The organism is Flexivirga sp. (assembly GCF_051955415.1).
Lineage (GTDB): Bacteria > Actinomycetota > Actinomycetes > Actinomycetales > Dermatophilaceae > Flexivirga.
The window spans coordinates 1-16,843 of the sequence record NZ_JBQCGS010000068.1 but is presented as its reverse complement, the minus strand read 5'-3'; the positions used below and the strand labels follow the sequence as shown (position 1 = coordinate 16,843).

Here is a 16,843-nt window from a genome sequence, read left to right as displayed (position 1 = left end):
CCCACCCGGGGGTGGACGGCCGTTTGCGATGAAGTCTTTGTCCTCGTTCGGGGTCCCCGCGAAGTATTCGGGGGAGCGAAGCGGAGGAGAAACTTCGTGGGGTGACTCAGAACCCCATGTCGCCCATGCCGCCGGACGGGTCGGCCGGCATCGCCGGAGCCTTCTCCGGCTTGTCGGCGATGACCGCCTCGGTGGTGAGGAACAACGCGGCGATGGAGCCGGCGTTCTGCAGCGCCGAACGCGTCACCTTGGTCGGGTCCGGGATGCCGGCCTCGAGCATGTCGACGTACTCGCCGGTGGCGGCATTGAGGCCCTCACCGACGGGCAGCGTGGCCACCTTGGCGGCGACGACGCCCGGCTCCAGGCCCGCGTTGGCAGCGATCTGCTTCAGCGGCGCGGAGGCTGCGACCTGCACGATGTTGGCACCGGTGGCCTCGTCACCCTCGAGCTTGAGGGAGTCGAAGGCGCCCTTGGCGGCCTGCAGCAGCGCCACGCCGCCACCGGCGACGATGCCCTCCTCGACCGATGCCTTGGCCGCACGCACGGCGTCCTCGATGCGGTGCTTGCGCTCCTTGAGCTCGACCTCGGTGGCGGCGCCGACCTTGATGACCGCAACACCGCCGGCCAGCTTGGCCAGGCGCTCCTGCAGCTTCTCACGGTCGTAGTCGGAGTCGGAGTTCTCGATCTCGGCGCGGATCTGGTTGACGCGGCCGGCGATCTGGTCGGCGTCGCCCGCACCCTCGACGATGGTCGTCTCGTCCTTGGTGACGACGACCTTGCGCGCCTTGCCCAGCAGGTCCAGCTCCGCGGTGTCGAGCTTGAGGCCGACCTCCTCGGAGATGACCTGACCGCCGGTCAGGATCGCGATGTCGCCGAGCATGGCCTTGCGGCGGTCACCGAAGCCCGGCGCCTTGAGCGCGACGGACTTGAAGGTGCCACGGATCTTGTTGACCACCAGGGTCGACAGGGCCTCGCCCTCGACGTCCTCGGCGATGATGACCAGCGGCTTGCCGGACTGCATGACCTTCTCCAGCAGCGGCAGGAGGTCCTTGATGCTGCCGATCTTGGAGTTGACGATGAGGATGTAGGGGTCCTCCAGGACCGTCTCCATCCGCTCGGTGTCGGTCACGAAGTAACCGGAGATGTAGCCCTTGTCGAAGCGCATGCCCTCGGTGAGCTCCAGCTCCAGGCCGAAGGTGTTGCTCTCCTCGACGGTGATGACACCTTCCTTGCCGACCTTGTCCATCGCCTCGGCGATGAGCTCGCCGACCGATGCGTCGCCACCGGCGGAGATGCCGGCGACCGCGGCGATCTGCTCCTTGGTGTCGATCTCCTTGGACGCCTTGGTCAGCTCCTCGGACACGGCGCCCACGGCGGCCTCGATGCCGCGCTTGAGGGCCATCGGGTTGGCACCGGCGGCAACGTTGCGCAGGCCCTCCTTCACCATGGCCTGGGCGAGCACGGTCGCCGTGGTGGTGCCGTCACCGGCCACGTCGTCGGTCTTCTTGGCGACTTCCTTGACGAGCTCGGCGCCGATCTTCTCGTACGGCTCGTCGAGCTCGATCTCCTTGGCGATGCTCACACCGTCGTTGGTGATCGTGGGGGCGCCCCACTTCTTCTCCAGGACGACGTTGCGGCCCTTCGGGCCGAGGGTGACCTTGACGGCGTCGGCGAGGGTGTTCATACCCCGCTCGAGCCCGCGCCGGGCCTCCTCGTCGAATGCAATGGTCTTGGCCATGTGCAGTCCAATCCTCACGTGTTGTTGCGGAGTCAGTCGTATGGCGCCCGCGACGGACGAGCCATGCCCTCGGGACTGTCCGAGCCCCGCGAGGCCGACCCTCGCCATACATCCGAACTATCACTCTCACCAGGAGAGTGCTAAGGCCCATTATTGGCACTCTCGCAGGGAGAGTGCAAACGCACGCCGCACCGGCAGCACGGCGCCGCCCGGGCCGGCAGGCAGCACGTCGTCACGGCCGGAGCGGCCCGATCACTCCGGCGCCGGCCAGCCGCCGCAGGTCGGAATGCGTGTAGCCGAATTCGCCCAGCACCTCCGCGGTCTGGTCGTCCGGTGACTCCTCGGGCAGCTCCGTCGGCGTCGCACTGAACCGCGGCGCAGGCGCCGGATGTCGTATGCCGCCACGGTCGAAATACACCTCCCGCGCGATGAGGTGCGGATCGGCCGCGGCCTCGTCCGGCTCGAGCACCGGCACCACGCAGGCGTCGCGGCCGGCGAAGGCCTCGACCCACTCCTCGCGCGTGCGCGCCGCGATCCGGGTGGCGATGGTGACGCGCAGCTCCGGCCAGTGCGCTGGGTCGTACTGCCCCGCAACATCCTCATCGAGCCCCAGGCCGTCCAGCAGCTGCGCGTAGAACTTCGGCTCCACCGCGCTCACCGACAGCCATTTGTCGTCGGCCGTCCGATAGACCCGGTAGAACGGCGCGCCGCCGTCGAAGAGGTTGCCACCGGGCGGCTGCTGCCACATCCCCGAGGCCAGCAGGGACTGGTGCATCGCGGTCAGCAGCGCCGCCCCGTCCAGGATCGACGCGTCGACGACCTGCCCCTCCCCCGTCTGCTGTGCCGCATGGAGCGCGCTGAGCACCCCGACGGCCAGCAGCATGCCGCCGCCACCGAAGTCGCCGAGCATGTTCAGCGGAGCGACCGGGCGTCCACCGTCGCCGACACAGGGTGCCAGCGCGCCGGACAGGGCCAGGTAGCCCAGGTCGTGCCCGGCCTCGTCGGCACGCGGGCCGTCCTGCCCCCACCCGGTCATCCGGCCATAGACCAGTCGCGGATTGACGCCGAGCAGGTCGTCGGGCCCGACGCCGAGGCGTTCGGCCACGCCAGGACGGAAGCCCTCGGTGAACACGTCGGCAGTGCGTGCCAGGTCCTGCACCACTTCGACACCGGCCGGATGCCGCAGGTTCAAGTGCACGAAGCGGCGCCCGCGCAGCAGCACCCGGTGCGCCGCGGCCGGCATACCTCCCCCGTTGTCGAGGCGGCCGACGTTGATCACGTCGGCACCGAGGTCGGCCAACAGCATGCCGGCGAACGGCGCCGGCCCGATCGCCGCCAGCTCCACCACCCGTACTCCGTCCAAGGGACCGGGCATGCTGCCTCCCAGGGGCTCGCTCAGAATGAGTCAGTGACTAAGCGCTTGCTTAGCACTTACTGTAGTGCCGCAGGTCACCCGATCCGAGGAGTCAGCAGCAGATGAACGGCATCGCCGGCAAGACCGCCATCGTGACCGGAGCCAGCCGCGGCATCGGCCTCGCCATCGCGCAGCGGCTCGTCCTCGAGGGTGCGAACGTGGTGATCACCGCCCGCACGGAGGAGACGCTCGCCGCGGCGACGACCTCGCTGGGCGACCGCGCTCGGTATGTCGCCGGGCGCGCCGACGACACCGACCACCAGGACGAGGTGATCGCCACGGCACTCGAACACTTCGGCAGCGCCGACCTGCTGGTCAACAACACCGGCATCAACCCGGCCTACGGTCCGCTGATGGACATCGACCCCGGCGTCGCGCGAAAGATCATGGACGTCAACGTGATCGCCGCGTTGTCCTGGGTGCAGAAGATCCGCGCGGCGTGGCAGGGCGCGCACGGCGGCGCCATCGTCAATGTCGCCTCCATCGCCGGGCAACGGCCCGCTCCAGGCATCGCGATGTACGGCGTCAGCAAGGCGGCGCTCATCCACCTCACCGAGGAACTCGCGCTCGAACTCGGCCCGGGCATCCGGGTCAACGCGGTGGCGCCGGCCATCGTCAAGACCGACTTCGCCAAGGCCCTCTACGAAGGACGTGAGGAGAAGGTCGCCGCGCCATACGCCCTGAAGCGACTCGGCGTCCCGGACGACATCGGCGGTGTGGTCGCCTTCCTGCTCTCCGACGACGCCGGCTGGATGACCGGGCAGACGCTCACCGTCGACGGAGGCGTCCTGCTCGCCGGTGGGATCTGATGAGCGACCGCAGCACGGACGTGCCCGGGCTGGATCTGCAGGCGCTGCAACGGTTTCTGGTCGCCGACTGCCCCGGCCTGCTGGACGGTCCGTTGCATGCGGAGTTGATCGTCGGCGGCAAGTCCAACCTGACCTACATCGTCACCGACGGCACCCGGGAGGTCGTCGTCCGCCGCCCGCCGCTCGGGCACGTGCTGGCCACCGCCCATGACATGACCCGCGAGCACCGGGTGATGGCGGCGCTGCACGACACAGCTGTCCCGGTGCCCCGGATGTATGCCGCCTGCACCGACGCCGAGGTGCTCGGCGCGCCCTTCTACGTGATGGAGCGGGCGTCCGGCACCCCCTATCGGACCGCCGGACAACTGGCCCCGCTCGGCGCAGCGCGCGTCCGGTCGATCGCCGACGCGGTCACCGACACACTGGTCGCACTGCATGCCGTCGATCCCGCCGCGGTCGGACTGGCCGACATCGGCCGGCCGGACGGTTACCTGGAACGCCAGGTGCGCACCTGGCGGCGGCAGATGGACGCCTCCCGGTCCCGCGACCTGCCGGGTGAGGACGAGCTGCACCGGGCGTTGGCCGGCGCCATACCGCAGTCCGGCGGAGCCGGCATCGTGCACGGCGACTACCGGATGGACAACACGCTGATCGACGACGCCGACCGGGTCAGCGCGGTGCTCGACTGGGAGATGGCCACCCTGGGTGACCCGCTGGCGGACGTGGCGCTGCTGCTGGTCTACCAGGCACTGGCCGACGTTGCGCCGCAGGCGGTTTCGACGGTTTCCCGAGCGCCGGGGCACCCGACGCGGGAGGAGATCGTGCAGCGCTACAGCGAGCGGTCCGGCCGCGACGTCAGTCATCTGGCGTTCCACGAGGCGCTGGCCTATTACAAGCTCGCCGCGATCCTGGAGGGCATCCACTACCGGCATCAGCAGGGACAGACGCTCGGGTCCGGCTTCGAGGACATCGGCAACGCCACGGTGCCGCTGCTCGCGGCGGGGCTCGACGTCATACGTGACTACACCACTGGACCGAAAGGCGAGTGAACACAATGGATTTCGGCTTCGACCCGACGACCGAGGACCTGCGCGCTCGGGTCCGTGACTTCCTGGATGCCGAGGTGACGCCGGCCGAGCCGGTCTTCGAGGAGCAACTGGCGGCATCGGACGACCCGTGGGCGTGGAGCCGGGTGCCGGTCTTCCAGGAGTTGCAGGACAAGGCGCGGACCGCCGGCCTGTGGAACCTCTTCCTCCCCGGCGACAGAGGCGCCGGCCTGACGAACCTGCAGTACGCCCCGATCGCCGAGATCACCGGACGGTCGTTCCTGGCACCGGCGGCACTCAACTGCGCGGCGCCGGACACCGGCAACATGGAGGTGCTGGCGGAGTTCGGCTCCCCCGAGCAGCAGGAGCAGTGGCTGACACCCTTGCTACGCGGCCGGATCCGTTCGTCCTTCGCAATGACCGAGCCGGACGTCGCCTCCTCCGACGCCACCAACATCGCCACCCGGATCGACCGCGACGGCGACGAATACGTGCTCAACGGGCGCAAGTGGTGGATCACCGGTGCGATGAACCCCGATGCCAAGATCTTCATCGTGATGGGCAAGACCGACCCGAGCGCGGAGCGGCACCGGCAGCAGTCGCAGATCCTGGTCCCCCGCGACACCCCTGGCCTGGTGATCAAGCGGGGCATGGAGGTCTTCGGGTACGACGACCACGACCACGGTGGTCACGCCGAGTTGGAGCTGCACGACGTCCGTGTCCCGGCGAGCAATCTGATCGCCGGCGAGGGGATGGGCTTCGCCATCGCGCAGGCCCGGCTGGGCCCGGGTCGCATCCACCACTGCATGCGCTCGATCGGACTGGCGGAGAAGGCCATCGAATTGATGTGCGAGCGCGCCGACGCCCGCGCCACCTTCGGCACGCCGCTGTCGGAGCAGGGCGTCATACGGGATTGGATCGCCGAGGCGCGGGTGCGGATCGAGCAGTTGCGGCTGCTGGTGCTCAAGACCGCCTGGCTGATGGACACGGTGGGCAACCGGGGCGCGCACACGGAGATCCAGGCGATCAAGATCGCGACGCCGCAGACCGTGCAGTGGATCCTGGACAAGGCGATCCAGTTGTACGGCGCCGCCGGCCTGTCGCAGGACTTCCCGCTCGCACGGGCGTATGCCGGCATCCGCACGCTGCGCTTCGCCGACGGCCCGGACGAGGTGCACAAGGCGTCGCTGGCCCGGCGCGAGCTACGCCGCCAGGCCGACGCCCGGACCCGCTGACACCGCCCGGGCACCGGCAAACCTCAACGACCGACGACCAAGTCGCTACTGTCGCGACTTATTCGCCCAGATCCGCGAAAACGGGCGAGTAAGTCGCGACAGTAGCGACCTACTCGCCCGATCCTGGAGCGACGTCAGAGCACTCAGTCCAGCTCGAAGCCGAGGCGGCGGGCGGTGCGCTGGCGCATCCGGCCGGCCCGCAGCCGCTGCAGCCGCTTGACCAGCATCGGGTCGTAGCGCAGGGCGGCCGGGGTGTCGATGACGGCGTTGAGCACCTGGTAGTAGCGGGTCGAGCTCATGTTGAACGTCTCGCGGATGGCCTGCTCCTTGGCGCCCTGGAGCTTCCACCAATTGCGCTCGAACGACAGGATCGCGGCATCACGCTCACTGAGTTCGGAGTCGTCCGACGGCATCACCTGCTGCTCTGCGGCGCCCATGTGAAAGTCCTCTCAGCTCGCCAGCGCATGTCCGAGAACGATGATAGGCGGTAAATCACATCGATGTCATTCCGGCAAGCACCGTGGTCGGCATGTCGTGACAGATGTGACTGGAGTTGCCTGCGGTGCGGCAGCCCTCAGCGCATCGAGTCCAGGATCGCGCTGATGTCCTCACGGGTGGTGTTCGGATTGACGATCGCGAATCGCGCGATCGTCTCACCGTCGTGCGCGCTGGGCACCACGAAACCCTCCTGCCGCTGCAGCAGCCCGTCGGACCAGCGCTGGTAATCCGGCGCGCTCCAGCCCACCCGGCGGAACGCCACCACGGACAGGTCCGGCTCACGGACCAGCTCGAACTCGGGACGTTCCTTGATCTGCTCGGCGGCGAAGCGCGCCACCTGCAGCGTGTGCTCGATGGCCTCGGTGTAGGCGTCGGTGCCGTTGGCCACCAGCGAGAACCAGAACGGCAGCCCACGGGCCCGGCGGGTGAGCCCGACCGAGTAGTCGGTGGGGTTCCAGTCCGGTGCTTCGTTCAGGACGTCGAGGTATGACGCGTGCTGGGTGTGCGCGGCCCGGGCCAGCGCGGGTTCGCGGTAGAGCAGCGCGCAGCAGTCGAACGGCGCGAAGAGCCACTTGTGCGGGTCGACGATGAAGGAGTCGCACAGCTCGACACCGCGGTAACGGTCGCGCACGCTCGGCGCGGCCAGGCCGGCTCCGCCGTACGCGCCGTCGACGTGGAACCAGATGCCGAACTCCTGGCACACCGCGGCCACCGACTCCAGATCGTCGATGATGCCCAGGTTGGTGGTGCCGGCGGTCGCGACGACGGCGAAGAAGGACTCGGGCCCTTCCCGCAGCAGCACCTCGCGCAGCGCCGGCCCGGTGAGCCGCAGCTGGTCGTCGGTCGGCACCGGAACGAGTTCGGCGTCCATGACCTCGCACGCCGACGCGATCGACGAGTGCGACCCAGCGGTCGCCGCGACCCGGAACGGACGCGCGTCGTCCCGGGTGCGGGAGGCGTTGGCGCGCGCCGTCGCCCGGGCCGCGACCAGCGCGGACAGGTTGCCGATCGTGCCGCCCTGCACGAAACCACCACCGGCGCCCTCGGGCATCCCGGCGAGGTCCGCGATCCAGCGCAGCGCCTGGTTCTCGGCATACACGGCCCCGGCGCCTTCCAGCCAGGACCCGGCGTAGATCGACGATGCGCCGACGACCAGGTCGAACATCGCCGCCTCGCGCGTCGGTGCGCACGGAATGAAGGACAAGTAGCGGGGGTGGTCGATCGACAGGCAGGCGAGCGCGAGCTCCTCCTCGAAGAGCCGCAACGCCGACTGACCGCCGATGCCCTCCGGCGAGATGGCACGGCCCGCCACGGCATCCAGTTCCTCGACGGTCCGGGTGTTGTCCAGCGGCACCGGGTCCAGCGAGAGCCGCTCGGCGGCATACCTCAGGATCGCCCGGCCGAGCTCTGCGGTGTCTTCGGTGAAACGGTGCACCCGAGAAGTCTATGGGGCGGACCTGGCCCCTCCGGCCGCCCGGTTAAGTTGTCGTCATGACGGTGCTCCCCCTCGGACAACTCGTGCATCCGTCCTGGCTCCCGGTGTTGCAACCGGTCGCCGACACGGTGACGTCGTGCGGTGATTTCCTGCGCTCGGAGCTGGCGTCCGGGCACGGCTATCTGCCCAGCGGCGACAAGGTGCTGCGCGCCTTCGAGCGTCCGCTGGACGAGGTACGCGTGCTCATCGTCGGCCAGGACCCGTACCCGACCCCGGGGCACGCGGTCGGTTTGTCGTTCGCGGTGGCGCCGGAGGTGTCACCGATCCCCCGCAGCCTGCAGAACATCTTCCAGGAGCTGACCCACGACGTCGGTTGCGCGCGGCCGACCACCGGGGACCTGTCGCCGTGGGCCGACCGCGGTGTGCTGCTGCTCAACAGGGTGCTCACGGTGCGGCCCGGCAGTCCGGCGAGTCATCGCGGCAAGGGCTGGGAACACGTGACGGCGGCGGCCATCAACGGCCTGGTCGCGCGCGGCGGCCCGCTGGTGGCGATCCTGTGGGGACGCGACGCACGCGGGCTGGCACCGCACCTCGGCGCGGTGCCCCATGTCACCAGCCCACATCCGTCGCCGCTGTCGGCACATTCGGGCTTCTTCGGGTCCCGCCCGTTCAGCCGGGCCAACAAGCTGTTGGTGGATCAAGGCGCCGAGCCCATCGACTGGAGTCTGCCGTGAACGCCGGGCCGCGCCACTGGCAGCGCTACGTCGCCATCGGCGACTCGTTCACCGAGGGGATGGTCGACCCCTCACCCACCGACGAGGACGCGTATGTCGGCTGGGCCGACCGGCTCGCGGCCGTGCTCGCCGCGGAGAACGCCGCTGCGGGTGTGCCGTTCGGCTACGCCAACCTGGCGATCCGGGGAAAACTACTGGCCGATGTGACCGCCCGGCAGACCGATGCCGCACTGGCGCTCCGACCGGACCTGGTCAGCATCGTCGCCGGCGGCAACGACTGCCTGCGTCCGCACGCGGACCTCGACGCGCTGGCCGACGAACTCGAGGCGACGGTCGCGCGGATCCGGGACGCCGGCGCCGACGTGCTGATGGCCACCAGTTGCGATCCGACCTGGGCACCGGTGCTGAAGGTGATCGGCCGCCGGGTCGCCATACACACCGCGAACGTCTGGGGCATCGCCCAACGTCACGGCGCGTACGTCCTGGACACCTGGACGTTGCGCTCGCTGCGCGACGTGCGCATGTGGGGACCGGACCGGCTGCACCTGTCGACCCTGGGCCACCAGCGCGTCGCCGAACAGGCCGCCTGGACCCTCGGTCTGCGGGACGGTGCCCGGGACTGGGCCGTGCCGTTGCCGCCCGCACCCGCCCTGACCCGCCGGCAGGCCGCGCAGGGACACGCCGCGTGGGCACGCACGCACCTCGTGCCCTGGGTGGAGCGCCGCCTCAAGCACGTCAGCTCCGGCGACGACCGCACCGCGAAACGTCCACAACTGCAACCCGTCACGGCAGGAGCCGACGTCCATGAATGATCAGCTGACCGACCGACGTGGTGCGCTGATGGCAGCCGAGATCGCCGAGCAGCCGGCGATGCTGCAACGCATCCTGGCCGCGCAGCACGATGCGCTGGGGTCGGTGGTGCAACGGTTGCGCGCCCACGACCCGCACACCGTTCTCCTCGTCGCGCGCGGCACGTCGGACCACGCCGCGCTCTACGCCAAATACCTGGTCGAGACCCGGCTCGGCCTGCCGGCCGGGTTGGTGTCGACGTCGGCATACACCATCTACCGGGAGTCGCCCCGCCTCGACGGTGTCGCCTGGATAGCGGTGAGTCAGTCCGGTGGCTCACCGGATCTGGCCGACTCCACCCGTGCCGCCCGGGCGGCGGGCGCGCTCACGATCAGCCTGACCAACACCGCGTCGTCGGTCCTCCAGGACGCTGCGGAGATCGCGCTGCACCTGGACGCCGGCGAGGAGAAGGCGGTGGCGGCCACCAAGACGTACACCGCGAGCCTGTTGTGGCTCTGGCTGCTGGTCGAGACGTGGGCCGGTGGAGACGTCGCCGCCGCCGCGCCGCTGCCGGGGTGGGTGTCCGAATCACTCGACATACCAGCGGTGCTCGACGTCGCATCGCGGTATCGATTCGTCGACAAGCTGGTCACGACCTCCCGCGGGTTCGGCTACCCGACCGCCCGGGAGGCCGCGCTGAAGCTGATGGAGACCTGCTATCTGTCGGGTCACGCCTTCTCCGGCGCGGACCTGATGCACGGGCCGCTGGCGATGATCGACGAGGACCGTCCCGTCGTCGCCGTCGTGCCCGAGGGACGCGGCGGCACCGCACTGCAGCCGGTGCTCACCTCACTGCGCGACCGTGGGGCCGACGTGTGCGTCGTCGGGCCGGCCGGCTTGGCACCGGAGTCGGCGCCGCGCATCACGCTGCCCTCCGGTATGCCGGAGCAACTCGCACCGATCGCCCAGATCGTCCCGTTGCAGCAACTGGCCCGGTTGATGGCCCTGTCCCGGGGCTACGACCCCGACCATCCGCGCGGTCTGCACAAGGTCACCCAGACCCGCTGACGCCGCCGGCCGCGGAGCAATCAGTGCAGTTCCGCGCGGATCGCCGCGATGAAGGCGTCGACGTCGGACTCGGTCGTGTCGAAGGAGCACATCCAGCGCACCTGGCCGGTGGCCTCGTCCCAGAAGTAGAAGCGGAACTTCTCCATCAGTCGTTGCGACACCTCGACCGGCAGGATCGGGAAGACGCCGTTGGCCTGCACCGGCAGCGGCACCGTCAGTCCCGGCAGGTCACGCACACCCTCGACCAGACGTTGGGCCATGGCGTTGGCGTGACCGGCGTTGCGCAGGTAGAGGTCGCCGGACAGCAGCGCGATGAGCTGGGCGGAGATGAAGCGCATCTTCGACGCGAGTTGCATCGACTGCTTGCGCAGGAACTTCATCCCGTCGACGACATCGGCGTTGAGCACCAGCACCGCCTCGCCGACGAGCAGGCCGTTCTTGGTGCCCCCGAACGAGACGATGTCGACGCCGGTGTCGGTGATCATCTCCCGAAACGAAACACCAAGGCTGGCAGCGGCATTCGACAACCGGGAGCCGTCGACGTGCAGCACCATGTCGTGGGCGTGGGCGTGCTCGGCGATCGCGCGGATCTCCTCGACGGTGTATGCCGTCCCCAGTTCGGTGGTCTGGGTGATGGACACGACGCGCGGCTGGGCGTGGTGCTCGTCGCCGCGGCCCAGCGAGACCGTGGCGATCAGCTCGGGCGTGAGTTTGCCGTCGGGCGTCGGCACGACCATCAGCTTCAGGCCGCCCATCCGCTCGGGCGCGGCGCACTCGTCCACGTGGATGTGCGCCGTGCCGGTGCAGATCACGGCCTCCCAGCGCTTCGTGACCGCTTGCAGCGCAACGACATTGGCGCCGGTGCCGTTGAAGACCGGGAACGCCTCCACACCGGGCCCGAAGTGCTCGGCGAAGACCTCCTGCAGCCGATCGGTGTAGACGTCCTCGCCGTACGAGACCTGGTGGCCACCGTTCGCTCGGACGATCGCGGCGAGGATCTCCGGGTGGACCCCGGAGTAATTGTCGCTGGCGAAGCCGCGCTGGGTCGGGTCGTGCAACGGTGCGGGGAAACTGTCGGGAGCGTTCACCGGGTCATCGTCTCAATCAGGCCGTTGACCTCGTCGGCAGGGCGGTCGTAGAGCGCAACCAGCCAGTCGGCGATGTCGGCGACCGGCGTGAACTTCTTGTAGCCCTCCGGCTTCGCGGCCTGCATCTGCGGTGTCACCAATGCCATGATCCGGCCGATGGTGGCTGCGGCCTGCGACTCCTTGTAGGAGTCGGCCACGGCCCGCAGCCACATCTCCGCGCCGGCCTTCGCGGTCAGGTATGCCGCATTGGTCGCGCGCGGCGTGTCCAGCCCGGTCGAGGAGATGATCGCGATCCGACCGTGCGGCGACCGCAGGATCGGGTCGTGCAGGGCCCGGGTGGCGTGCTGGAGGGTCCGGATCAGGCTGGCGTGCAACACGTCCCAGTCGGCCAGATCGCTGTCGACGATGCCCTTGCCACCGCGCCAGCCGCCGACCAGGTGCATCAGGCCGTCGATCCGCCCGTGCTCCGCCAGCAACGCCCTCGCCCAGTCCTGGGTGGCACCGTCGTCGGAGAGATCGACGACCGAGGGCACGATGTGCTGCGGGTCGAGCGCGACGACCTCAGCGAGCCGGTCGGCATCCCGGCCGGCTGCGACGACCGTCGCCCCCGCCGCGGCGAACGCCGCGGCGGTGGGACGGCCCTGGTCGCCCGCTGCACCGGTGACGACGACAACGGATCCCGTGAGATCGCTCGCCATCAGGCGGCCTGGGGGTCCGGCGTGGAGGCGGTGATGCCCGAGGTCGACTCGATGACGCTCTTCATCTTCTTGGCCAGTGCCTCGTAGAACACGTTGAGCGGGAACTCGTCGTCGAGCGCCAGGTCGTTGAGGGCCTTGGTCTTGGTGCCGTCGAACGGCAACGCGTCGGCGCCCTTGGCCCAGGTCGAACCGGGGTTGGGCACGACATACGTGGCGACGAACTCGTGCGACGCCAGCCAGTGCCCGACACGTGACCGATCGATGCCGCTGCGGTAGAGCGTCTCCACCTCGTCGCACAGCTGCACGACGACCTCCGGCACCCGCCGCCAGTCGAAGGACAGCTTGTTGTCGGTCCAGTGCAGCGCGTCGTGCTTGTGCAGGTAGCCGAACATCAGCTGACCGCCCAGCCCGTCGTAGTTGCGGTGCCGGTCACCGGTGATCGGGAAGCGGAACAACCGGTCGAAAAGGATTGCCAGCTGGACGAATCGGGCGTAGGGCTGCCCCTCGTCCTCCAGCCTGACCGCCTGCCGGAAGGTGTTGAGGTCGCACCGCAGCTCCTCCAGGGCGTACATCCAGAAGGGCATCCGCTGCTTGATCATGAAGGGGTCGAACGGCAGGTCGCCATGGCTGTGAGTGCGGTCGTGGATCATGTCCCACATCGCGAAGGTCGACTGCACCAGCTCCTGTGAGGCGACCAGCCGCTCGGCGTCCGGCGGCAGCTGCAGGGAGAGCAGCTAGGCCGCCGCCGACACGACGCGACGGAAGCGGGCGCCTTCGCGGTCGCAGAAGATCGCACCCCAGCTGAACTTCGGAACCTCGCGGACCGCAACGGTTTCCGGGAAGAGCACCGCAGAGTTGGTGTCGTAACCCGGCGTGAAGTCGATGAAGTTGACCGCCAGGAACATCTTGTTGTCGTAGGTCTGTTCCAGCTCGGCCAGCCAGTCGGGCCACTGCACCGAGATCAGCAGCGCCTCGAAGACGCGGTCGAGGTTGCCGTTCTGGGTGTACATCGGGAAGACGACCAGGTGCTCGATGCCGTCCTCGCGACACAGATCCGGGCGGAACTTCATCAGCGAGTCGAGGAAGTCAGGTTCGGCGAAGCCACCGTCGACCCACTTCGTCAGGTCCAGCGGAAGTTGGGCCAGGTAGTCCGCGTCGTGCGGGAATCGCGGTGCCAGCGCCGCGATCTCGGTCCTCATGGTCTGCACGAGCTCGGCGGCACGCGCGTGCTTGGCGGTGTCCTCGATGGAGCCGTCCTTGCCCTGCATCTCGCGCAGCTCGCAGACGGCCCCCTTGAGGGACAGCCACTCCGGGCTGCGGTCGACGCCGGAGCCGATGGAGCTGATCGTCCCGGCCGGCTTGCGTGCGGCGCTGGCCCAGGTGACCAGGTTGGACCAGAAGCGGCGGTGGTCCAGCTCGTCGATCGAGTCGTCACCGACGAGGTCGGAGTCGGCGAGCCCCACGACGCGGCCGGCACCGTGCTCGAGGGCGACGGCCAGCGGCTGGCGAGCCGGGTATGCCGATCCGCTGGTGCGTGCGAGGACCTGAGCCTGCGGCGCCCCCGAGACGTCGATGACGCCGGCCCGGTAGAAACACAGCTCGTCGACACCGGCCAGCAGGCCCTGCCCGAGACCGCCCTCGACCTGCGCGAGGACCCAGGTGGCGTTGTCGTGGAAGCGGCGGCCGCCCTCGGCCGACTCGTGCACGGTGGTGCTGGTCACGTGCAGTCCGAAGCGGGCGAGCAGCTCGTTGAGGTTGTTGCCGTAGACGTCCTGGTCGCACTCGGCCAGGACCACGAGGCCGCCGCCCTGCTCGACGAAGTCGACGATCGTGTCGAGCTCGGCAGGCTCCAGCACCGGGGGCAGGTCGCCGGTGGTCTTCTCCGCTCCCCGGGCGGCCGGGTGGTCGATGACGAGGACGTCGGCGCCGGACAGCGCCGCGGAGTCGAGGTGACCGGATTCGTGGCCGACGACGTCGAAGCCGCGGCCGCGCAGCGTGTCGGCGGCCTTCTCCAGGGACGAGTCCGCCGGGTTGGCGGGGTTCATCGTGGCGGCGGTCGCGCGGGTCAGCGCCCAGGCGCTGCTGTGGGCCTGCTCCACGATCACCTTCGGGAAGACGCTCATTTCAGTCACATCCTTCGTCATCGATAGAAGATTTTGTTGTTGCATCCATCGTAGACCGCAAAAGTTACAGTCTCCAACCCGCCTGCGGCATCGGATGTGACGCGCATTACGCTCCCAGACATGCCGGTCGAACGCATCCTTCCCACGGCAGATGCGGCGGACCTGATCGAGCTCACCCGCGAGATCGCCGCACGCGAACTGACCCCACACGTCGACGAGGCGGAACGCACCGCCACACCGCCGCGCGACACCTTCCGCACGCTCGGGCGGGCCGGACTGCTGTCGCTGCCCTATCCGGAGGAGTTCGGCGGTGGCGCCCAGCCCTACGAGGTCTGTCTACAGGTGATCGAGGAGCTCGCCATCGCCTGGATGAGTGTCGCGATCGGGGTGTCCGTGCACTCGCTGACGGCATACCCGGTCGACCGCTTCGGCACCGACGACCAGCGCGCGGCGCTGCTCCCCGACATCCTCGGCGGCGAAACACTGGGCGGCTACTGCCTCTCCGAACGCGAGGCAGGATCGGACATCGCGTCGATGCGCACCCGGGCAGCCGTCGCCGACGACGGCAGCGCCACGTTGAGCGGCACCAAGAGCTGGATCTCGCACGCGGCCCACGCCGACTACTACACGACCTTCGCCCGCACCGACGACACCGGCGGCAAGGGCATCTCCTGCTTCGTCGTGCCTGCCGACGCCGAAGGGCTCGGTTTCGGCGCGCCGGAACGGAAGATGGGCCTCGCCGCCGACCCGGTGGCCGAGGTGCACTTCGACAAGGTGATGGTCGCACCCGACCGGATGATCGGCGAGCGGGGTCAGGGCATGCAGATCGCCCTGGCCGCACTCGACGCCGGACGCCTGGGCATCGCCGCGGCCGCCACCGGTTTGGCGCAGTCCGCCCTGGACCTCGCGGCGTCATACGCCTCGCAACGCCGGCAGTTCGGGCAGCCGATCGGGAGCTTCGAGGGTTTGGCGTTCCTGATCGCCGACATGGAAGCCGCCGTCACGTCCGCGCGCGCGACCTACCTGCACGCGGCGCGGCTGAAGGACGCGGGCCGCGCCTTCTCCAAGCAGGCGGCGGTCGCCAAGCTGGTCGCCACCGACGCCGCGATGCGGGTCACGACCGACGCGGTGCAGGTGCTCGGCGGCGCCGGCTACACCCAGGACTTCCCGGCCGAGCGCTTCCTGCGCGAGGCGAAGGTCACCCAGATCTTCGAGGGCACCAATCAGATCCAACGACTGGTGATCTCGCGGCATGTGCTGCGTGAACTCACCGAAGGAAAGGGTTCCGCACGATGAAGATCGACTCCACCACGGTCGCGCTGGTCACCGGCGCCGGCTCGGGCCTCGGCGAGGCCACCGCGCGCAAGCTGTATGCCGACGGCGCATCGGTCGTCATCCTCGACCTGCCGTCGTCCAAGGGTGCGGAGGTGGCCGGATCCCTCGGTGACAGAGCGAGGTTCGTCCCCGCCGATGTCACCGACGAGGAGCAGGTCAAGGCGGCGATCGACGCTGCGGCCGGTCTCGGCACGCTCCGGATCGTCGTCAACTGCGCGGGCGTCGCGACTCCGGGACGGGTCCTCGGCAAGCGTGGTGTGCTGTCGCTGGAGGCGTTCAGCAAGGTCGTGCAGATCAACCTCGTCGGCACCTTCAACGTGCTGCGCCTGGCGGCCGAGCAGTTGGCCGGAAACGACCCTGCCGACGGTGACCGCGGTGTCATCACCATGACCGCCTCGATCGCCGCGTATGACGGCCAGATCGGCCAGGCGGCATACGCCTCGTCCAAGGCCGGCATCGTCGGACTGACCCTGAGCGCCGCGCGAGACCTGGCGGACAAGGGAATCCGTGTGGTGACGATCGCCCCGGGCACCTTCGAGACCCCGATGCTTGCGGGACTGCCGAACGACGTGAAGTCGGTGCTCGAGGCGCAGGTGCCGCACCCCTCGCGGCTGGGCCGGCCGGAGGAATACGCCTCGCTCGTCGGACACATCGTCGACAACCCGATGTTGAACGGCGAGGTGATCCGCCTCGACGGCGCCTTGCGGATGCCGCCGCGCTGAGTCGTCTGACTCCACTCCTCGCAGCGCCGTTCCCGCTTGGGGCGGGCCCCCGCCCGGGGCGCCGGGGGGGGGGGGGGGGGGGGGGGCGGGGGGGCCCCGGGGGGGCCCACA

At 69.4% G+C, this 16,843-nt stretch carries 14 protein-coding genes and 1 pseudogene; 8 read left to right on the top strand and 7 right to left on the bottom strand.

Annotation, left to right across the window (positions count from 1 at the left end):
• Nucleotides 1-106: 106 nt before the first annotated feature.
• Entirely contained in the window at nt 107-1,738 is a 1,632-nt protein-coding gene (gene groL, locus ACTHL4_RS11320; RefSeq protein WP_440282869.1) for a chaperonin GroEL, read from the bottom strand.
• Nucleotides 1,739-1,970: 232 nt separating this feature from the next.
• Nucleotides 1,971-3,113, bottom strand: coding sequence for a CaiB/BaiF CoA transferase family protein (locus tag ACTHL4_RS11315; protein ID WP_440282868.1), 1,143 nt, complete (start codon nt 3,111-3,113; stop codon nt 1,971-1,973).
• A 101-nt stretch (nt 3,114-3,214) separates the two neighbouring features.
• Here ACTHL4_RS11315 and ACTHL4_RS11310 point away from each other — a divergent pair, with 101 nt between their 5' ends.
• From ACTHL4_RS11310 to ACTHL4_RS11300, 3 genes are read left to right on the top strand one after another with little or no spacing between them, the layout of a single operon-like run.
• Entirely contained in the window at nt 3,215-3,961 is a 747-nt protein-coding gene (locus ACTHL4_RS11310) for an SDR family oxidoreductase (protein ID WP_440282867.1), read from the top strand.
• Nucleotides 3,961-5,010, top strand: coding sequence for a phosphotransferase family protein (locus tag ACTHL4_RS11305; protein ID WP_440282866.1), 1,050 nt, complete (start codon nt 3,961-3,963; stop codon nt 5,008-5,010). Before ACTHL4_RS11310 ends, ACTHL4_RS11305 begins: the two co-directional genes overlap by 1 nt.
• A gap of 5 nt (nt 5,011-5,015) precedes the next feature.
• The gene (locus tag ACTHL4_RS11300; protein ID WP_440282865.1) at nt 5,016-6,242 is read left to right on the top strand and encodes an acyl-CoA dehydrogenase family protein; all 1,227 of its coding nucleotides are present in this window, start codon (nt 5,016-5,018) and stop codon (nt 6,240-6,242) included.
• Nucleotides 6,243-6,385: 143 nt separating this feature from the next.
• On the opposite strand, the gene ACTHL4_RS11295 is transcribed toward ACTHL4_RS11300, so the two are convergent.
• Together ACTHL4_RS11295 and ACTHL4_RS11290 are read right to left on the bottom strand one after the other, a co-directional pair.
• Nucleotides 6,386-6,679 (bottom strand): DUF3263 domain-containing protein, encoded by a 294-nt coding sequence (locus ACTHL4_RS11295; protein ID WP_440282864.1) that lies wholly within the window; start codon nt 6,677-6,679, stop codon nt 6,386-6,388.
• Nucleotides 6,680-6,816: 137 nt separating this feature from the next.
• Nucleotides 6,817-8,175 (bottom strand): pyridoxal phosphate-dependent decarboxylase family protein, encoded by a 1,359-nt coding sequence (locus ACTHL4_RS11290; protein WP_440282863.1) that lies wholly within the window; start codon nt 8,173-8,175, stop codon nt 6,817-6,819.
• Nucleotides 8,176-8,231: 56 nt separating this feature from the next.
• Between ACTHL4_RS11290 and ACTHL4_RS11285 the strand changes: the two genes are divergently transcribed.
• Genes ACTHL4_RS11285 through ACTHL4_RS11275 form a run of 3 tightly spaced genes read left to right on the top strand, consistent with a single transcriptional unit; the run spans nt 8,232 to nt 10,766 of the window.
• Nucleotides 8,232-8,909, top strand: a complete 678-nt coding sequence (locus ACTHL4_RS11285) for a uracil-DNA glycosylase (RefSeq protein WP_440282862.1) — start codon at nt 8,232-8,234, stop codon at nt 8,907-8,909.
• Nucleotides 8,906-9,721, top strand: coding sequence for an SGNH/GDSL hydrolase family protein (locus tag ACTHL4_RS11280; RefSeq protein ID WP_440282861.1), 816 nt, complete (start codon nt 8,906-8,908; stop codon nt 9,719-9,721). The genes ACTHL4_RS11285 and ACTHL4_RS11280 overlap by 4 nt, the downstream gene beginning before the upstream one ends.
• Nucleotides 9,714-10,766: an SIS domain-containing protein gene (locus ACTHL4_RS11275; protein WP_440282860.1), complete on the top strand. Its 1,053-nt coding sequence runs from the start codon at nt 9,714-9,716 to the stop codon at nt 10,764-10,766. The genes ACTHL4_RS11280 and ACTHL4_RS11275 overlap by 8 nt, the downstream gene beginning before the upstream one ends.
• Nucleotides 10,767-10,786: 20 nt before the next feature.
• Here ACTHL4_RS11275 and ACTHL4_RS11270 read toward each other — a convergent pair whose 3' ends face one another.
• The 3 genes and pseudogenes from ACTHL4_RS11270 to ACTHL4_RS11260 form a co-directional block, all read right to left on the bottom strand.
• Entirely contained in the window at nt 10,787-11,854 is a 1,068-nt protein-coding gene (locus ACTHL4_RS11270) for a threonine aldolase family protein (RefSeq protein WP_440282859.1), read from the bottom strand.
• The gene (locus tag ACTHL4_RS11265) at nt 11,851-12,552 is read right to left on the bottom strand and encodes an SDR family oxidoreductase (protein WP_440282858.1); all 702 of its coding nucleotides are present in this window, start codon (nt 12,550-12,552) and stop codon (nt 11,851-11,853) included. Before ACTHL4_RS11265 ends, ACTHL4_RS11270 begins: the two co-directional genes overlap by 4 nt.
• A pseudogene (locus tag ACTHL4_RS11260) lies at nt 12,552-14,597 on the bottom strand (DUF6421 family protein). The gene ACTHL4_RS11265 and the pseudogene ACTHL4_RS11260 overlap by 1 nt, the downstream one beginning before the upstream one ends.
• A 198-nt stretch (nt 14,598-14,795) precedes the next feature.
• On the opposite strand from ACTHL4_RS11260, the gene ACTHL4_RS11255 reads away from it, so the two are divergent.
• Together ACTHL4_RS11255 and ACTHL4_RS11250 are read left to right on the top strand one after the other, a co-directional pair.
• Entirely contained in the window at nt 14,796-15,971 is a 1,176-nt protein-coding gene (locus tag ACTHL4_RS11255) for an acyl-CoA dehydrogenase family protein (protein WP_440282857.1), read from the top strand.
• On the top strand, nt 15,968-16,732 hold the full coding sequence (locus ACTHL4_RS11250; protein ID WP_440282856.1) for an SDR family NAD(P)-dependent oxidoreductase: 765 nt from the start codon (nt 15,968-15,970) through the stop codon (nt 16,730-16,732). The genes ACTHL4_RS11255 and ACTHL4_RS11250 overlap by 4 nt, the downstream gene beginning before the upstream one ends.
• The last annotated feature ends 111 nt before the right edge of the window (nt 16,733-16,843 follow it).

Excerpts from the sequence above, each read along its gene's own strand:
- groL (WP_440282869.1), bottom strand. The coding sequence starts at position 1,738 with ATGGCCAAGACCATTGCATTCGACGAGGAGGCCCGGCGCGGGCTCGAG.
- ACTHL4_RS11315 (WP_440282868.1), bottom strand. The coding sequence starts at position 3,113 with ATGCCCGGTCCCTTGGACGGAGTACGGGTGGTGGAGCTGGCGGCGATC.
- ACTHL4_RS11310 (WP_440282867.1), top strand. The coding sequence starts at position 3,215 with ATGAACGGCATCGCCGGCAAGACCGCCATCGTGACCGGAGCCAGCCGC.
- ACTHL4_RS11305 (WP_440282866.1), top strand. The coding sequence starts at position 3,961 with ATGAGCGACCGCAGCACGGACGTGCCCGGGCTGGATCTGCAGGCGCTG.
- ACTHL4_RS11300 (WP_440282865.1), top strand. The coding sequence starts at position 5,016 with ATGGATTTCGGCTTCGACCCGACGACCGAGGACCTGCGCGCTCGGGTC.
- ACTHL4_RS11295 (WP_440282864.1), bottom strand. The coding sequence starts at position 6,679 with ATGGGCGCCGCAGAGCAGCAGGTGATGCCGTCGGACGACTCCGAACTC.
- ACTHL4_RS11285 (WP_440282862.1), top strand. The coding sequence starts at position 8,232 with ATGACGGTGCTCCCCCTCGGACAACTCGTGCATCCGTCCTGGCTCCCG.
- ACTHL4_RS11275 (WP_440282860.1), top strand. The coding sequence starts at position 9,714 with ATGAATGATCAGCTGACCGACCGACGTGGTGCGCTGATGGCAGCCGAG.
- ACTHL4_RS11265 (WP_440282858.1), bottom strand. The coding sequence starts at position 12,552 with ATGGCGAGCGATCTCACGGGATCCGTTGTCGTCGTCACCGGTGCAGCG.
- ACTHL4_RS11255 (WP_440282857.1), top strand. The coding sequence starts at position 14,796 with ATGCCGGTCGAACGCATCCTTCCCACGGCAGATGCGGCGGACCTGATC.
- ACTHL4_RS11250 (WP_440282856.1), top strand. The coding sequence starts at position 15,968 with ATGAAGATCGACTCCACCACGGTCGCGCTGGTCACCGGCGCCGGCTCG.